Raw genomic sequence first — 15,479 nt, 5'->3', positions numbered from 1 at the left:
TTTCGACCGGAGTACCCCTATGACTGTGCTGTTACGGCCTTCCCGTGCGGAGGTGAGCCCCCGATGACCGACCCCGGTCTGCCGACCAGTGAACACCTCGAGCACCTGGACACGGACACGATCGCCGACCTGATCGAGAACCTGCTGCCCGCGACCGAGGCGCACCGGGCCCGCGAGCACGTGAAGGCCTGCCCGGAGTGCCAGCAGACGTACGACGCGCTGCTGGAGCTGACCGCCGACCTCGCCGAGGAGGGCCGGGCGGACATCCCGATGCCGGCCGACGTCGCCGAGCACCTGGACGCGGTGATCGTGTCCGAGTCGGTGCTGCGCGCGTCCACGGTCGGCGTGCACTCGCTGGCCCAGTTCCGCGAGGAGCCCCGGCGGCACCTGCCGAAGCTGCTCGGCGCGGCGGCCGGCGTGGTACTGATCGCGGCGCTCGGCGTCGGCGTGGTGTTCGCGACCAAGGACCAGGCCAACGAAGGCGCGGCCAGTACGGACCAGAACAGCCCGCCGGCCGACACGGTCACGATCAGCACGAAGGACATCGGTCCGCGTACGCAGAAGTGGCTCGAGCAGACGCCGAACGCGATCCTGCACGGTACGGCGGCCGAGCAGGCCTGCGCGAAGACCTTCGCGGCCGGCCGGCCGAATCCGGCGATCCGGCTGATCCAGCCGGCCAAGATCGACGGCACCCGGGCCACGCTGATCGGTTTGCAGGGCAGTACGCCGCGTGACATCCACATCTTTGCGGTCACCGGCTGTAGCGAACCAGGCGGCGTCGCGAGCTCGTTCTACGACACCAACGTGACACTGCGCAGCCGCTGAGTTCATGGTCTGTGCAGGTGGGTACCGTATTTGATACATCCCCGCCCCACCGCCCCGGTCAGGGGGAATGGACGGCCTCTAGGATCCGTTGAATCCGTCGTATCGATCTCGACTCCCCGAGGAACGCCTGCATGAGCGACTCCGCAGTCCGCAACGTCATCGTCATCGGCTCCGGCCCGGCCGGCTACACGGCCGCCGTGTACGCCGCTCGCGCGGCCCTGGAGCCGCTGGTGTTCGAAGGCTCCGTGACCGCCGGTGGCGCGCTGATGAACACCACCGAGGTGGAGAACTTCCCCGGCTTCGCGCAGGGCATCATGGGTCCGGCGCTGATGGACGAGATGCGCACGCAGGCCGAGCGGTTCGGCGCCGAGCTGGTGCCGGACGACGTGATCAAGGTCGATCTGACCGGTGAGATCAAGGTCGTCACCGACTCGGCCGGCACCGAGCACCGCGCCAAGGCAGTGATCCTGGCGATGGGCTCGGGCTACCGCAAGCTCGGCCTGCCGGACGAGGACCGGCTGTCCGGCCACGGCGTGTCCTGGTGCGCGACCTGCGACGGGTTCTTCTTCCGCGACCACGAGATCGCGGTCGTCGGCGGTGGCGACTCCGCCGTCGAGGAGGCCACCTTCCTGACCAAGTTCGCCAAGAAGGTGCACCTGGTGCACCGTCGCGGCGAGCTGCGCGCCTCGAAGATCATGGCCGACCGCGCGTACGCGAACGACAAGATCGAGTTCCAGTGGAACTCGGCGGTCGAGACGATCCACGGCGACGACAAGCTCAGCCATCTGACGCTGAAGGACACCGTCACCGGTGAGACCCGGGAGTTGCCGGCCACCGGACTGTTCATCGCGATCGGGCACGACCCGCGCTCGGAGCTGGTCAAGGGCCAGGTCGAGCTGGACGCCGAGGGCTACGTGCTGGTGCGGCCGGACAGCACCGAGACGAACCTGCCGGGCGTGTTCGCGGCCGGCGACCTGGTCGACCACACCTACCGGCAGGCGATCACCGCGGCCGGCACCGGCTGCGCGGCCGCGCTGGACGCGGAGCGCTACCTGGCCACCCTGGAGGACGCGGCGACCGCCGCTGCCGCCGCGGCGACCCAGCCCGTCACCGTCTGACGTATCCCCAGGCCTTCCCAGACCGAAGCTGACACCGTACGAAGGAGATATGCCCGTGGGCGAGAAGATGAACGCCGTCACCGACGCCGAGTTCGACCAGACCGTGCTGAAGAGCGACAAGCCGGTGCTGGTGGACTTCTGGGCCGAGTGGTGCGGCCCCTGCCGCCAGGTCTCCCCGATCCTGGAGGAACTGAACGCGGACCACGGCGACAAGCTGACGTTCCTGAAGATGAACGTGGACGAGAACCCGGTCACCCCGAGCAACTACAAGGTCACCGGTATCCCTACCATCAACGTCTATGTGAACGGTGAGCTGGCCAAGTCCATCGTCGGCGCCAAGCCGAAGGCTGCCTTGCTGAAGGAGCTCGCCGAGTTCACTGCCTGAGATCGTCCGCTACACCGCAAGGAGCACTATGGAATCCCCGCACGGCGTGTACCGGATCGGCGACCGCGGTGAAGCGGTCGCCGAGATCGTCGGAAAGCTGCAGCGGCTCGGGCTGCTGACCGGCGGTCACGACGTCTACGACGAAGCGACCGCACACGCTGTCCGGGGGTTCCAGCAACAACGTGGGCTGATGATCGACGGGATCGTCGGCCCACAGACCTACCAGGCCATCGACGACGCGCGCTGGCGGCTGGGCGACCGGCTGCTCACGTACGTGCCGTCGCACCCGCTCTCCGGTGACGACGTGCAGGCGCTGCAGGCGAAGCTGCAGGAGCTGGGCTTCGCGGTCGCCCGGGTCGACGGGATCTTCGCCGCCGACACCCAGCGCGCGGTCACCGAGTTCCAGCGGAACATGGGCCTGCCCGCCGACGGGACGTGTGGCCCCTCGACCTTCAAGGCGCTGCAGCGGATCCGCCCAATGGCTACGGGCGGCCGGCCGGACGCGCTCCGGGCCCGGGAGGCCGTACGCGCCGCCGGGCCGCGGCTGTCCGGCAAGACCGTCGTGATCGACCCCGGCCACGGCGGTTTCGACCACGGCTGGGAGGGCTACGGCCTGCGCGAGTCGGACATCGCGTACGACCTCGCCTCCCGGATCGAGGGCCGGCTGGGCGCCACCGGCGTCCGCGCGTACTTGTCCCGCGGCCGCGATCAGGGCCCGGACGAGCTGTCCCGCGCCGCCTTCGCGAACGAGACCGACGCCAACCTGTGCGTCTCCCTGCACACCGACGGTTCGATGAACCCGGAGGCGCAGGGCGTCGCGACGTACTTCTACGGCAATGACCTGCACGGCGCCACGTCGAGCGTCGGCGAGCAGTTCGCCGGCCTGGTGCAGCGCGAGATCGTTGCTCGTACGGACCTGCTGGACTGTCGTACGCACGCGAAGACCTGGGATCTGCTTCGCCGTACGAAGATGCCCGCGGTCCGGCTGGAGATCGGCTACGTCACCAACCCGCACGACTCGGCCCGGCTGGCGGACCCGGCGTTCCGCGACGTGGTCGCGGAGTCGATCGTGGTCGCGATCCAGCGCGTGTACCTGCCGCCGGAGCAGGACGCGGCCACCGGAATGCTGCGGCTGGGCCAGCTGACTGTGTAGTTATTCCTTCCCATTTAGTTAATTATTCTCATACCTGGCCAGCTTTCGCGAAAATTACTACCCTAGGTCGCACCTGACAACCTGGGAGTAGTGATGATCCGCCTCTTCAGCAGCCTCGGCCTCCTGGCCGCTCTCTTGACTCCTACGATGCAACTGCCCGCCGGCGCGGCCGCCCGCCCTGCCGCCGACGGGGACCTGATCGCTCTCACCGATCAGAGGTTCGACAATCCGTCCGCCGCCCGGCTCCGGGTGATGAACCCGGCAGTCGCGAACTGGAACACCGGGGCCGCTCAGACCTGGAGCTGGTCGCCGACGGCGGCGAACGGGTTCGGCGACCTGACATCCGCCTGGGGACTGCCCAGTGACGCGAAGCTCCGGCTCAAGTCAGGTTCCTCCGTCGCCGTGGTCGCCGACTCAAATGGCCTGGCCGCGTTGATCAGCTATCCGGCCGGACAACGGATCTGGGGGGTTAATGTTGGCGCCTCCAACAACCCGCACAGCATCGAGATGCTGCCCAACGGCAATGTGGCCGTGGCGGCGAGCGCCGGCGGTTTCATCCGGCTGTACAACGCGTCCCAGGGCTCGAGTTCGGCCGGCTACGCCAGCTACGCGCTGCCCGACGCCCACGGCGTGCAGTGGGATCCGACCCGGAAGGTGCTGTGGGCCTTGGGCGGCGACCAACTGGTCGCGCTGACGGTCGGCGGCACCGCCGCGGCACCGACCCTGTCCGAGCAGAACACGATCACCCTGCCGACCGGCGGTGGCCACGACCTGTCGCCGGTGCTCGCGAACCACGACCGGCTGTGGGTCTCGACCGGTTCGAAGGTGTACCAGGTCAGCAAGTCGAGCCGCAAGGTCGTCGCGACGTACGACCAAGCCGGTATCAAGAGCATCACCAGCAAGGCGAACGGCCAGCAGGTCCGGACCAGCCCGAAGTCGGGGTGCCGGACCAGTTGGTGCACCGACACCGTCAGCTTCGCGTCACCGGCCGCGACGCGGACCTTGACCGGAGCAGAGATCTACAAGGCCCGCGTGTGGAGCTCGCACTACGAGTGATCCTCCAGCTTGATCCTCGGCAGGATGCGGTTGAGGCCACGCGGTAGCCACCATGCGCGGTCGCCGAACAACCGCATCACTGCCGGGACGATCACGCACCGGATCAGCAACGCATCGATCAGTACGGCGGTCGCGAGACCGAGGCCGAACTGCTTCAGCATCCGATCCGGGCTGAGCAGGAACGCGCCGAAGACCACGATCATGATCGCGGCCGCCGCGGTGATCACGGTGCCGGTGGTGGCGAGTCCTTCGCGAACGGCGGCCCGCGCGTCGTTCGTACGCCGCCACTCCTCGTGGATGCGGGACACCAGGAACACCTCGTAGTCCATCGACAGCCCGAACACGATCGCGAAGATCATCACCGGCACGAACGCCTCGATCGGCCCGGCCTGCGCGCCGAACCAGCCCTGCTGGAACACCAGCGTGATCGCCCCGAGCGAGGCGCCGATGCTGAGCAGGTTGAGTGCGGCCGCCTTCAGTGGGATCAGGATCGAGCGGAACACCGCCATCAGCAACAGCGCCGACAGTCCGACCACCACGAGGACGAAGATCGGCAGCCGCTTGCTGACCGCGGCGGCGAAGTCGTCTGCCGCCGCGGTGGAGCCACCGACCAGGTACGTCGCCTTGGTCTGCGCCTCGAGCTTCGGCAGCGTGTCGTCGCGCAGGCGCTGGACGAGGTCGCTGGTCGCCGCGTCCTGCGGCGCCGACTTCGGGAACGCCAGTACGGTCGCGATCTTGCCGTCCGGAAGTACCTGCGGCGGCGTGACCGCTGCGATGTCCGGATCCGCGCCGAGGGTCTTGCCGAGCTCCTGCGCCGCTGCCTGATCGCCCTGCGACACCACGACGAGCGGCCCGTTGAATCCCGGCCCGAAGCCTTCGGCCAACAGGTCGTACGCCTTCCGGCTGGTCTTCGTCGGCGCATCGGTGCCGGCATCGGCGAACCCCAGCCGCATGTTCAACGCCGGCAAGGACAACGCGATCAGCGCGACCACCCCGAGTACCAACGGAATCAGCGGACGGCGCTGCACCATCGCGGCCAGCTTCCGCCAGCCGTCGCCCGGCGTCCGCCGGCTCTTCGCGGCGTGCTTGCGTACGCTCCGCTCGATCCGCTTGCCGAACAGGGTCAGCAGCGCGGGCAGCAGGGTGACGGCGGCAAGCATCGTCGTCAGTACGGTCAACGTGACGCCGAGCGCGACGCCTTGCAGAGCACCAAGTCCCAATGCGAGCAGGCCGAGCAGGGCGATCACGACCGTACAGCCGGCGAACATCACCGAACGGCCGGCGGTGTCCAGCGCCACGGTCGACGCGGACGCACGGTCGGTGCCGTCCTTGAGCAACTCATGCCGGTACCGGGAGAAGATCAGCAGCGCGTAGTCGATGCCGACGCCGAGGCCAACGAGCATCATCACCGGCGCGGTGTACTCCGGCACCGTGAACAAGTGCGACGCCAGCACCAGCAGGCCGAGCGTACTGCCGACCGCGAACACCGCCGTCAGCAGCGGAAGTGTTGCCGCGAGCAACGATCCGAACAGGAAGACCAGAATCACCAGCGCGGCAAGGATGCCGACGCCTTCGGAGGCACCACCCGAACTCTCCGCGGCAGTCCGGGCCAGGTCACCGCCGACCTCGACCTGCAGTCCCGGCCGGGCGAAGTCCTGGGCCTGGTGGATGATCGCCCGGACGTCGTCGATCGGCATGTCCGCCTGCGCGACGTCGAGGGCGACGGTCGAGTAAGCGGTACGTCGATCTGTCGACAAAGAGCCCGGAGCAGTGAACGGATCCGCGACCGAGGCGACGTGCGGGAGCCCGCGGACCGCGGCCAGCATGGACGCCACCCGGGACTTGTCGGCGTCGAGCCCGCCGTCGGCGCGGACCACGATCTGCACCGAGGCGGTGTCGCCCTGCGGCTGATGCGCGCGGAAGATGTCCGTGACCCGTTGGGAGTCGGTGCCCGGCAGCGAGGTGTCGTTCTTGTACCGGTCGCCGATCAGCGTCGATGCGACGGTCACGGCGGCCAGCGCGACCACCCACAGCACCAGCGCCAGTACGGCACGCCGCATAGCCCAGCCGGACACCCGGTGCAGCAGACCGGGCCGGGTCGTTCGGGGCGGTCGTGCGGGTGTGTCCACGGCCATCTCAGGGCCTCCTCACAACTTCATAAGTAGATCGGCTACATGTTGCCTCTCGACATTAGCAGCCATATGGGTAGACTGGCTACATGAAGGCGGATGCGCTGCGTGGACACCTCGACCCGATGATCCTGGCCGTCGTCGAGGCCGAGCCGCTGCACGGCTACGCGATCATGGAGGCGCTGCTGGCGCGCAGCGGTGGTGAGCTCGACCTACCGACCGGCACGCTGTATCCGGCGCTGCGGCGGCTGGAGCGGGCCGGCTACCTGGCCAGCGAGTGGAGCACGGTGGGCGGGCGGAAACGCCGGACCTACCAGCTCACCAGCGCCGGCGCGAAGATGCTCGCATCCGGCAAGCAGGAGTGGCTGGCGTTCCGTTCGGTGGTTGAGGGCGTGCTACGCCCGGGCGAGGCGTAGGCAGCGCTTCGCCTGCAGGCTGACGAACGTCAGCGGCAGGACGACGAACGTGCCGACCACCGCGTACGCGAGCAGGCCGCGGTCGTCGAGGCTGGTGGATGCCATCGCGACGCCGATGACGGCGATCAGCGCGGAGCCGGCCAGCGTGAAGATCGCCGTCACGCGACTCAGGTGCTCGCGGACGAGCGGGTACCGAACTCCGATGCCGGTGCCGATGACGGCCAGCACCGCGCCGGCGATCACCACACCGCCGATGTCGCGGACCAGAACCTGCAGGAAGTCGTTCAGAGCGCTCGTCCGGGTGGGCTCGTGGGTCCAGATCCAGGCGCCGCCCTGCCAGACGATCGGCTGGATCAGCAGTGCCATCAGCAGCATCATCGCGGTCCGGCGGCTCTGGGTGATCGCGAGCTCGGCGCGGTAGCCGGGCGCCACCTCGGAGAGGTCCCCGAAGTCGTCGACGGCTTCCTGCTCGGCGTCGCGCCGCTCGAGACCGCCTGCCTCAAAGGCTTCGGTCGCGTCGGTCAGGTGATCGCGGGCTTCGGCCAGCAGATCCGCCTTGCGGCGCCGCGGTCCGCTGAGCTCGCGGCTCAGTGCGGCCAGGTAGACGTCGACCGGCGTGCTGATACTGGACACCCCTCCAGTATGAGGACGCGCGCGCGGGCTCACGTCCGGGGTCCCACTGACTCGCCCCTGACCTTGGACCGTCGACCGAGCCGCATGATCACGAAGCCGACGTACGCGATCACCACCAGTGCGAAGGCGACCAGCTCCACGGTTGAGGTCTTCCCTGCGGGCCAGAGCCACCCGTCCAGATAGTGCTCGATGTACCCGCCCGAGTACACGCTGTCGCCGCCCAGCCGGCGGAAGTACTTCTCGGTGGCCGTCACCGGACAGCCGAAGTCGACCAGCACGATCACGACGTTCCACACCACGATCGTGAGGTGTACCCAGATCAGCTTCGGCCAGCGCCAGGCGAGGAAGCCGCCGATCACGAAGAACAGCAGCAAGGCGCCGTGTACGACCATGACCACGTCGGCCAGCAGGCGCCACCCCATCACTACTCCGGGCCCGACCTCAGCGCGTCCCGGACCGTCACCGGCGCGTGCGGTGACTTCTCGGGGCGGATCGCCCCCATCAGCCGCTCGACGGCGGCCTCCATCTCGCTCCGCCAGGTGATCGCCGAGCGCAGATCGAGCCGGAGCCGCGGGTTTCGCGGATGCTCGCGGACGACCCCGAAGCCGACCGCGCGCAGGAACTCGGTCGGCCAGACGCAGCCCGGCCCGTCCCAGCGCGAGTCCCCGAACGCCTCCAGGGCCCGAAACCCACGCTTGAGTACGTCCTTGGCGACCGCCTGCACGAGGATCTTGCCCAGGCCGAGACCGAGGTACCGCGGCTGGATCCGCCCGGTCGCGAGTACTACCGCGTCCGGGCTGACCGGCGCGGTCGGAAACGCGTGGATGCGCGGCAGGTACTTCGCCGGCGCGTAGATCACGAACCCGGCCGGATCGTCGTCGACGGACAGCACGAAGCCGGCCGGTCCCCAGTCGAGCAGCAACTGGGAAAGCCAGGCCTCCTTCTCCAGGCCGGTGTCCCCGTTGCGTACGGCCTGGCGCACGGCGACCGGATCGAGCTCCCAGAAGGCACAGTCACGGCACGGCAGCGGAAGCTCGCCGAGATTGGCGAGCGTCAGCGGTTCGAGCCGTCGGGCCATCAGCGCGTCCGCTCAGCGGAGCGATCTCGCCCGGTGCCTGTTAGCTTCGTCACGGTACGTGTTGCCCTCGGCATCAGGTCACGGCCGGCTCGGCCGCTGGTTCGGGTACCGGCGCGGGCGTCCGCGCGTCCGGCGTACGCGTCGCTTCCGGAGCAACGTACCGCTGCTGCACCGTCGCGCTGGACTGACGCCGGAACAACTCACCGGCGAACCCGGCCAGCACGCCCAGCAACAATCCACCGAGCGTCCAGCCGGCTGTCTTGCCCACGCTCATCCCGATCCTGCCTTCCAGCTCAGCCTCTCAGGCCGCACCGTTGCCCCGGCTGTCTCAACAGCCAGATTCCGGCATGGTCGAACCTGCCCCTATAAGGCATGGTAGTGAGAGGTCGCGCCGATCCACAGCCCAGACTCGGGTCTCTCGACGTAACCTGGTGACTTCCCCCTCGATCACCGTTGGAGTGGCCCTCGTGAGTGCTGACGTGCCCGATGTCCGGCAGACCCGCCTCGACAACTACGTCGAGGCGTATGCAGCCCGGACGAAGGGCATGACCGCATCCGAGATCAGGGCACTGTTCTCGGTCGCCAGCCGGCCCGAGGTGGTCTCGCTCGCGGGCGGCATGCCGAACATCGGCGGGCTGCCGCTGGACGTGGTCGGCAGCGCGGTTCGCGACCTGGTGATCGAGAACGGCGCGACCGCGATGCAGTACGGCTCCGGTCAGGGCGACCCGACGCTGCGTGACCAGATCTGCGACATCATGCGGCTGGAGGGCATCGAGGCCCATCCGGACGACGTCGTCGTCACCGTCGGCAGCCAGCAGGCGGTCGACCTGGTCACACGGGTGTTCTGCGATCCGGGCGACGTGGTGATCTGCGAAGCACCTTCGTACGTCGGCGCGCTCGGCGTTTTCCGTGCGTACCAGTGCGAGGTCGTGCATGTCGCGATGGACGACAACGGCGTCGTACCGGAGGCGCTGGAGCAGGCGATCGCCTCGGTGCGGGCGGCCGGCAAGCGGATCAAGTTCTTCTACACGATTCCCAACTTCCACAACCCGGCCGGTGTCTCGCTGTCGGACGAGCGGCGGGCGCGGGTGCTGGAGATCTGCCAGCGGGCGCAGTTGCTGATCCTGGAGGACAACCCGTACGGGCTGCTCGGGTTCGACGGGGAACCGCAGCGGGCGTTGCGGGCGGCGGATCGGGAAGGCGTCATCTACCTCGGTTCGTTCTCGAAGACGTTCGCGCCCGGGTTCCGGGTCGGTTGGGCGGTCGCGCCGCACGCCGTACGCGAGAAACTCGTGCTGGCGCAGGAGTCCGCGACGTTGTGCCCACCGATCTTCAGCCAGCTGGCCATCTCGTCGTACCTGGTTCGGCACGACTGGATGGGTCAGGTGAAGCAGTTCCGGGAGATGTACCGCGAGCGCCGGGACGCGATGCTCGCGGCACTGACCGAGAAGATGCCGGCGGCAACGACCTGGACGAAGCCGGGTGGCGGGTTCTATGTCTGGCTGACGCTGCCGGACGGGCTGGACGCGAAGGCGATGCTGCCCCGCGCGGTCACCAACCGCGTCGCGTACGTTCCCGGAACCGCCTTTTTCTCGGACGGATTCGGGTCGCAGTGCATGCGCCTCTCGTACTGTCATCCGACGCCGGAGCGGATCACCGAAGGGGTCGGCCGGCTGGCCGCGGTGATCAACGAAGAGCTCGAACTGCGGCAGACCTTCGGCTCGGTGCCACCGGGCGCGGGCCGCGACTACGACGCCCCGGGGCCAGAGCTGAGTTAAGGGTTGCCGGGTGGCGGTGGGTCCTTGACGCATTAGCGGTACCGTTCCAGTGGGCCTCGGGACCGGCGCCCGTGCCGGAGTCGCCCACGAGTGATCGGGATATTTGTGATGAGTGATCTGGGTCGAGTGCTGGTACTGGCCGGCGGACTGTCGCACGAGCGGGACGTCTCGCTCCGGTCCGGCCGGCGGGTCGCGGACGCCCTGCGCAGCGTCGGCGTCGAGGTCGAACAGCGGGACGTCGACGCGAGCCTGGTCGAGCGGCTGCGCGAGGATCCGCCGGACGCGGTCTTTCCGGTCCTGCACGGCGTCACCGGCGAGGACGGCGCGCTGCGCCAGGTCCTCGATCTGTACGGCGTTCCGTACGTCGGGGCCGACGCGGCCGCTTGCCGCACCGCCTTCGACAAGCCGGTCGCGGCAACCGTCGTCGGGGCCGCCGGCCTGCACACGCCGGCGTCGGTCGTGCTCGGACACGACACGTTCCGGGAGTTGGGCGCCGCGTCGCTGATGGAGGCTGTCGTTCAGCAGATCGGGTTGCCGCTGGTGGTGAAGCCGGCCCGCGGCGGTTCGGCGCTCGGCGCTTCGATCGTCCGGTCGGCCGAGGAGCTGCCGTCGGCGATGGTGAACTGCTACGCGTACGGCCCGGTGGCGTTGATCGAGCAGTACATCGATGGGACCGAGGTCGCGGTGACGGTGATCGACACCGGCGACGGTCCGCGCGCGCTGCCCGCGGTGGAGATCCGGCCGGACTCGGGCTTCTACGACTACGAAGCGCGGTACACGGCCGGGGCGACGCAGTTTGTCGTACCCGCGCGGCTGGAACCGGAGGTCGCCGGCGCGTGTGCCGCCGCGGCGGTGCAGGCGCACCAGGCCCTGGGCCTGCGCGACCTGTCCCGGTCCGACCTCGTCGTGGATGCGGCCGGGGTGCCGTGGTTCCTTGAGGTGAACGTCGCGCCGGGGATGACCGAGACGTCGCTGGTTCCGCTGGCCGCAGAGGCGGCCGGAGTCGAGCTCGGCGTACTCTGTCGCGACCTGCTGGCCACTGCCGCGGCCCGCTGAACCGAGAGGGATCGATGTCCGACACCCGCGACCTGGCGTCTGACAGTCAGCCGGATCGTCCGCTCTGGCGGATCGTGCTGACCCCGCGGTGGAGCGGACTGCTGGCGCTGGCGCTGGCGATCGCCGCGGTGATGTCGGTGCTGGGCGTGTGGCAACTGGACGTTTATCACTCGAAGACGGCGAACGCGACGGCGAAGCGAGCCGAGGGCGCGCCGGTGTCGCTGCAGTCGCTGTTCTCGATCGACGAGGGACTGCCGTCCAAGGCCGTCGGTCGCCGCGTGACAGTCGAAGGGACCTGGGGGCCTGCGGCGGACCAGGTGCTGATCGCGAACCGCTCACAGGGCGGCAGGGACGGGTTCTGGGTCGCCTCTCCGGTCAAACTGGACGCCAGCGGCGGAGTGATGGTGGTCCGGGGCTGGGTGCCTTCGGTTTCCGATCCGGCCGTGAAGGCGCCGACTGGCACTGTGCGGTTGACCGGAGCGGTAGTCGCGTCCGAGGCCGAGGACTCTTCCGGCGATGCCGCGAAGGGGCGGGTGCTGTCGTCTCTGCGGATTCCGACGATCGTGCACATGGTGGATTACCGGTTGTACGACGCGTTCGTGGTGGAGACCTCGTTGGACGCCGGAGTTGTACCGGCGCCGGCGCCGGCGGCTGTCACCCCGCCTCCCCCACCGACCGAGCAGGCCGGCCTGCGGAACGTCGCATACGCCTTCCAGTGGTGGGTCTTCGCGGCCTTCACCCTGTGGATGTGGGGCCGAATGGTGATCGACGCACACCGCTCCCAGGGCGAGTCCGATGACCCCGACGACGACGCGGGCGACGACGCGGGCGAAGGACCCGATGATGGCGCCCGAGCGGACGTCGCGGTAGGCGCCGATGGCGCTGGCCGCACTGATGGGTCCGGTGCGTTGGACGACAGGGACGGGCTGGATGGCCGGGAGGCCGACCAGGCCGGTGCGCGTGTGGGGTCAAGCGGTACCGTTTCAGCGTGACTTCCTCTGCCGATCCCGCCACCTCCGCCGGCTCCCGGCCCCTCACCCCGGCTGTTCGCGGTGCGCTGATGCGCTACCGCGTGATCGCGTACATCGTCGGGGTGATGCTCCTGCTGCTGGTATTCCTCGCGATGCCGCTCAAGTACTTCGCCGACAGCGCCGGTGCGATGGACGTCATCGGCCCACTGCACGGGTTCCTGTACATGGTGTATCTGCTCGGCACCTTCGACCTGTTCCGCCGGGTCCGCTGGTCGTTCCCGCGACTCGTGCTGATGGCGCTGGCCGGGACGATTCCGTTCCTGTCGTTCTACGCCGAGCGGAAGACGACGCACGAGCTTCTCGGTCGCTGACCCTGCTCAGAACAATGGGGTCACCGTTTCACGTGAAACGGTGACCCCATTAGTTTCTAAGTGGTTTTGTCGACAAATCCCTCTGGGTATGAATCGCATACTTCGTACTTCGAACTAGCTCTGTGAGCGCGATCCTCAGCGAGTTCGCGGACTCACCGTTGGATCGGATTTTCAGTCGCCGGAGACCCGATTCGGGTCCATCAGGGTGACGATTCGCTCCAGGTCGTCGATCGACGCGAACTCGACGGTGATCTTTCCCTTGGTCTTGCCGAGGTCGACCTTCACCCGAGTCTCGAAGCGATCCGAGAGCCGATCGGCCAGATCGACCAGTCGCGGCGCGACCGGCTTGTTCCGCTTCCGCGCCACCGGCGCGTCGTCGGTGTTCATGTCGCCGAGCGCAACGATCTCCTCGACCGTACGCACCGACATGCCCTCGGCAACGATCCGCTGCGCCAGCCGCTCGATCGCATCGCCACTCGGCAGTCCGAGCAGGGCACGGGCGTGACCCGCCGACAGTACGCCGGCCGCAACTCGCCGCTGCACCGATGCCGGCAACTTCAGCAGCCGCAGCGTGTTGGAGATCTGCGGACGCGAACGCCCGATCCGGGTCGCGAGCACTTCCTGCGTACAGCCGAAGTCGTCGAGCATCTGCTGGTACGCGGCCGCCTCTTCGAGCGGGTTCAGCTGACTGCGGTGCAGGTTCTCCAGCAGCGCGTCGCGGAGCATGTCGTCGTCCGAGGTCTCCCGGACGATCGCTGGGATGGTGGTCAGACCGGCCGCCTGCGTCGCCCGCCAGCGCCGCTCACCCATCACCAGCTCGTACTTGCCGTCGTCGAGCCGCCGAACGACGATCGGCTGCAGCAGACCGATCTCCTTGACCGAGTGGACGAGCTCGTCCATCGCATCCTCGTCGAAGACCGTCCGCGGCTGCTTCGGGTTCGGGGTGATCTTCTCGACGTCGATCTCCGCGAACGAGGCTCCCGGGACAACCGCCAACTCCGGTCCACTCGACACGGCCGTACCTGGCGTGCCTGGCGTGCTCGCGTCCCCCGCGTCGGCGTCGGCCGGCTTGGCCACCGGCGGTGCGCCAGGGATGGAGCTCGACTTGCTGCCGAGGGTGGTGGGCGTCGGCGAGCTGGGGATCAGCGCACCAAGTCCGCGTCCGAGTCGGGTGTTCATCGCGCTCCCTCGAGATCGACAACCTGCTGAACTACTGCTGCGCTGCCACGTTTCACGTGAAACGGTGCCATACCGAACCGACAGATCAGGCGTTGTTCCGCATCGCGATCTCGCGGGACGCTTCCAGGTACGACAGCGCGCCCGCCGACGCGGGGTCGTACGCCAGCACGGTCTGCCCGTGACTCGGCGCCTCGGAGATCCGCACCGAGCGCGGCACCGCGGTCCGGAGCACCGCGTCCTTGAAGTGGCCGCGCACCTCCGCCGCCACCTCGCCGGCCAGCTTGGTCCGGGCGTCGTACATCGTCAGCAGGATGGTGGAGACGTCCAGCCCGGGGTTCAGGTGCGACTTCACCATGTCGATGTGGCGGAGCAGCTGGGACAGACCCTCCAGCGCGTAGTACTCGCTCTGGATCGGGACCAGCACCTCGCGCGCGGCGGTCAGCGCGTTCACGGTCAGCAGGCCGAGCGATGGCGGGCAGTCGATGAAGACGTAGTCGTACTTCTCCCCCGCGGCTTCAGTCTCGGACAGGTAGGCCTCGAGCACGCTCTTCAGCCGGCTCTCGCGGGCCACCAGACTGACCAGCTCGATCTCGGCGCCGGCCAGGTCGATCGTCGCCGGGATCACCTGAATCCCGGGATGCTCGGCACAGGGCTGGATCAGCTTACTCAGCGGCTCGCCCTCGATCACGGCCTCGTACACACCCGGCGTGCCTTCGGCGTGGTCGATGCCCAGGGCCGTCGACGCGTTTCCCTGCGGATCGAGGTCGATCACGAGGATCCTGGCGCCGTACAGCGCGAGTCCGGCGGCGACGTTGACCGTCGTGGTGGTCTTGCCGACGCCACCCTTCTGGTTCGCGACGACGAAGACTCGAGTCTGGTCGGGCAGCGGGAACTCCCGGCCCATCGTGCGTCCTTCATTCACCAGCAGGGTCCGTTCGGTCGCGGCGGCGATCGGAGTCTCAAGGAGTCGTCGCTGAAGCTCGTCCGACGTAGCCCGCGCGGCGATCTGTGCGGCAGTCATAGCGCCCATTCCAATAGGTGCGGGACTTGGCCCGAAGAGGATGTCTGTAGGGGTCGGAGCGGGTCTGCCCCCAGCTCCGTCCACAGGCTTCTGTGGATGAATTCCCGGGTAAACCGGCAGTTTCATGCGGTGGTCATCCACAGGCGGTGGAGACTCGGAGAAGTCCGGCTCGGCGTCCACCAGAGGTGCCGAATCGGACTCGGAACCATCATCCCGCATCGAGGGTGTTTCACGTGAAACGGCGGCCGCTGTTTCACGTGAAACGGCGCTCGGGTCGACCACGGCCGGACCGTCCAGGCCGGCAGCGGCG

The 15,479-nt window shown here is 68.4% G+C and carries 17 protein-coding genes; 10 read left to right on the top strand and 7 right to left on the bottom strand.

The features are described from left to right. The first annotated feature begins 63 nt into the window (after nt 1-63). The 5 genes from HDA44_RS26355 to HDA44_RS26335 all read left to right on the top strand — a co-directional run bounded on the left by HDA44_RS26355 (nt 64) and on the right by HDA44_RS26335 (nt 4,537). Entirely contained in the window at nt 64-825 is a 762-nt protein-coding gene (locus HDA44_RS26355) for a hypothetical protein (RefSeq protein ID WP_184838881.1), read from the top strand. Nucleotides 826-956: 131 nt separating this feature from the next. Then, nucleotides 957-1,943 (top strand): thioredoxin-disulfide reductase, encoded by a 987-nt coding sequence (trxB, locus tag HDA44_RS26350; protein ID WP_184838879.1) that lies wholly within the window; start codon nt 957-959, stop codon nt 1,941-1,943. A 67-nt stretch (nt 1,944-2,010) separates the two neighbouring features. Further along, nucleotides 2,011-2,328 (top strand): thioredoxin, encoded by a 318-nt coding sequence (gene trxA, locus HDA44_RS26345; protein WP_202888519.1) that lies wholly within the window; start codon nt 2,011-2,013, stop codon nt 2,326-2,328. Between the two features lie 28 nt (nt 2,329-2,356). After that, nucleotides 2,357-3,481: an N-acetylmuramoyl-L-alanine amidase gene (locus HDA44_RS26340; protein WP_184838875.1), complete on the top strand. Its 1,125-nt coding sequence runs from the start codon at nt 2,357-2,359 to the stop codon at nt 3,479-3,481. A 147-nt stretch (nt 3,482-3,628) separates the two neighbouring features. Next, nucleotides 3,629-4,537 (top strand): DUF6528 family protein, encoded by a 909-nt coding sequence (locus HDA44_RS26335; protein ID WP_184838873.1) that lies wholly within the window; start codon nt 3,629-3,631, stop codon nt 4,535-4,537. Here the strand turns inward: HDA44_RS26335 and HDA44_RS26330 are convergent. Then, the gene (locus HDA44_RS26330) at nt 4,528-6,672 is read right to left on the bottom strand and encodes an MMPL family transporter (RefSeq protein WP_184838871.1); all 2,145 of its coding nucleotides are present in this window, start codon (nt 6,670-6,672) and stop codon (nt 4,528-4,530) included. The two genes, HDA44_RS26335 and HDA44_RS26330, sit on opposite strands and share 10 nt — an antisense overlap. 83 nt (nt 6,673-6,755) lie before the next feature. Between HDA44_RS26330 and HDA44_RS26325 the strand changes: the two genes are divergently transcribed. Continuing rightward, complete coding sequence (locus HDA44_RS26325; protein WP_184838869.1) at nt 6,756-7,082, top strand: PadR family transcriptional regulator; 327 nt, start codon at nt 6,756-6,758, stop codon at nt 7,080-7,082. On the opposite strand, the gene HDA44_RS26320 is transcribed toward HDA44_RS26325, so the two are convergent. The 4 genes from HDA44_RS26320 to HDA44_RS26305 all read right to left on the bottom strand — a co-directional run bounded on the left by HDA44_RS26320 (nt 7,062) and on the right by HDA44_RS26305 (nt 9,067). After that, entirely contained in the window at nt 7,062-7,715 is a 654-nt protein-coding gene (locus HDA44_RS26320; RefSeq protein WP_184838866.1) for a permease prefix domain 1-containing protein, read from the bottom strand. The two genes, HDA44_RS26325 and HDA44_RS26320, sit on opposite strands and share 21 nt — an antisense overlap. Nucleotides 7,716-7,744: 29 nt before the next feature. Beyond that, nucleotides 7,745-8,137: a DUF2784 domain-containing protein gene (locus HDA44_RS26315; RefSeq protein ID WP_184838864.1), complete on the bottom strand. Its 393-nt coding sequence runs from the start codon at nt 8,135-8,137 to the stop codon at nt 7,745-7,747. 2 nt (nt 8,138-8,139) lie between these two features. Beyond that, nucleotides 8,140-8,793, bottom strand: a complete 654-nt coding sequence (locus tag HDA44_RS26310) for a GNAT family N-acetyltransferase (protein WP_184838862.1) — start codon at nt 8,791-8,793, stop codon at nt 8,140-8,142. Between the two features lie 73 nt (nt 8,794-8,866). Then, on the bottom strand, nt 8,867-9,067 hold the full coding sequence (locus tag HDA44_RS26305; protein WP_184838860.1) for a hypothetical protein: 201 nt from the start codon (nt 9,065-9,067) through the stop codon (nt 8,867-8,869). 193 nt (nt 9,068-9,260) lie between these two features. Here HDA44_RS26305 and HDA44_RS26300 point away from each other — a divergent pair, with 193 nt between their 5' ends. The 4 genes from HDA44_RS26300 to HDA44_RS26285 all read left to right on the top strand — a co-directional run bounded on the left by HDA44_RS26300 (nt 9,261) and on the right by HDA44_RS26285 (nt 12,969). Further along, complete coding sequence (locus HDA44_RS26300) at nt 9,261-10,571, top strand: aminotransferase-like domain-containing protein (RefSeq protein WP_184838858.1); 1,311 nt, start codon at nt 9,261-9,263, stop codon at nt 10,569-10,571. Between the two features lie 108 nt (nt 10,572-10,679). Next, a complete protein-coding gene (locus tag HDA44_RS26295; RefSeq protein WP_184838856.1) occupies nt 10,680-11,627 on the top strand; it encodes a D-alanine--D-alanine ligase family protein in 948 nt (315 codons plus the stop codon). A 14-nt stretch (nt 11,628-11,641) separates the two neighbouring features. Further along, nucleotides 11,642-12,619, top strand: a complete 978-nt coding sequence (locus HDA44_RS26290) for an SURF1 family protein (RefSeq protein ID WP_184838854.1) — start codon at nt 11,642-11,644, stop codon at nt 12,617-12,619. After that, entirely contained in the window at nt 12,616-12,969 is a 354-nt protein-coding gene (locus tag HDA44_RS26285; RefSeq protein ID WP_319036518.1) for a DUF3817 domain-containing protein, read from the top strand. Before HDA44_RS26290 ends, HDA44_RS26285 begins: the two co-directional genes overlap by 4 nt. A 171-nt stretch (nt 12,970-13,140) precedes the next feature. Here HDA44_RS26285 and HDA44_RS26280 read toward each other — a convergent pair whose 3' ends face one another. Together HDA44_RS26280 and HDA44_RS26275 are read right to left on the bottom strand one after the other, a co-directional pair. Further along, the gene (locus HDA44_RS26280) at nt 13,141-14,148 is read right to left on the bottom strand and encodes a ParB/RepB/Spo0J family partition protein (protein ID WP_184838852.1); all 1,008 of its coding nucleotides are present in this window, start codon (nt 14,146-14,148) and stop codon (nt 13,141-13,143) included. 85 nt (nt 14,149-14,233) lie between these two features. Then, nucleotides 14,234-15,169, bottom strand: a complete 936-nt coding sequence (locus HDA44_RS26275; protein WP_272956437.1) for a ParA family protein — start codon at nt 15,167-15,169, stop codon at nt 14,234-14,236. Between the last annotated feature and the right edge of the window lie 310 nt (nt 15,170-15,479).

Source organism: Kribbella solani (genome assembly GCF_014205295.1).
In the GTDB taxonomy this organism is placed as follows: domain Bacteria; phylum Actinomycetota; class Actinomycetes; order Propionibacteriales; family Kribbellaceae; genus Kribbella; species Kribbella solani.
The sequence above is the reverse complement of the archived record's forward strand: the minus strand, read 5'-3'. Positions and strand labels throughout refer to the sequence as shown.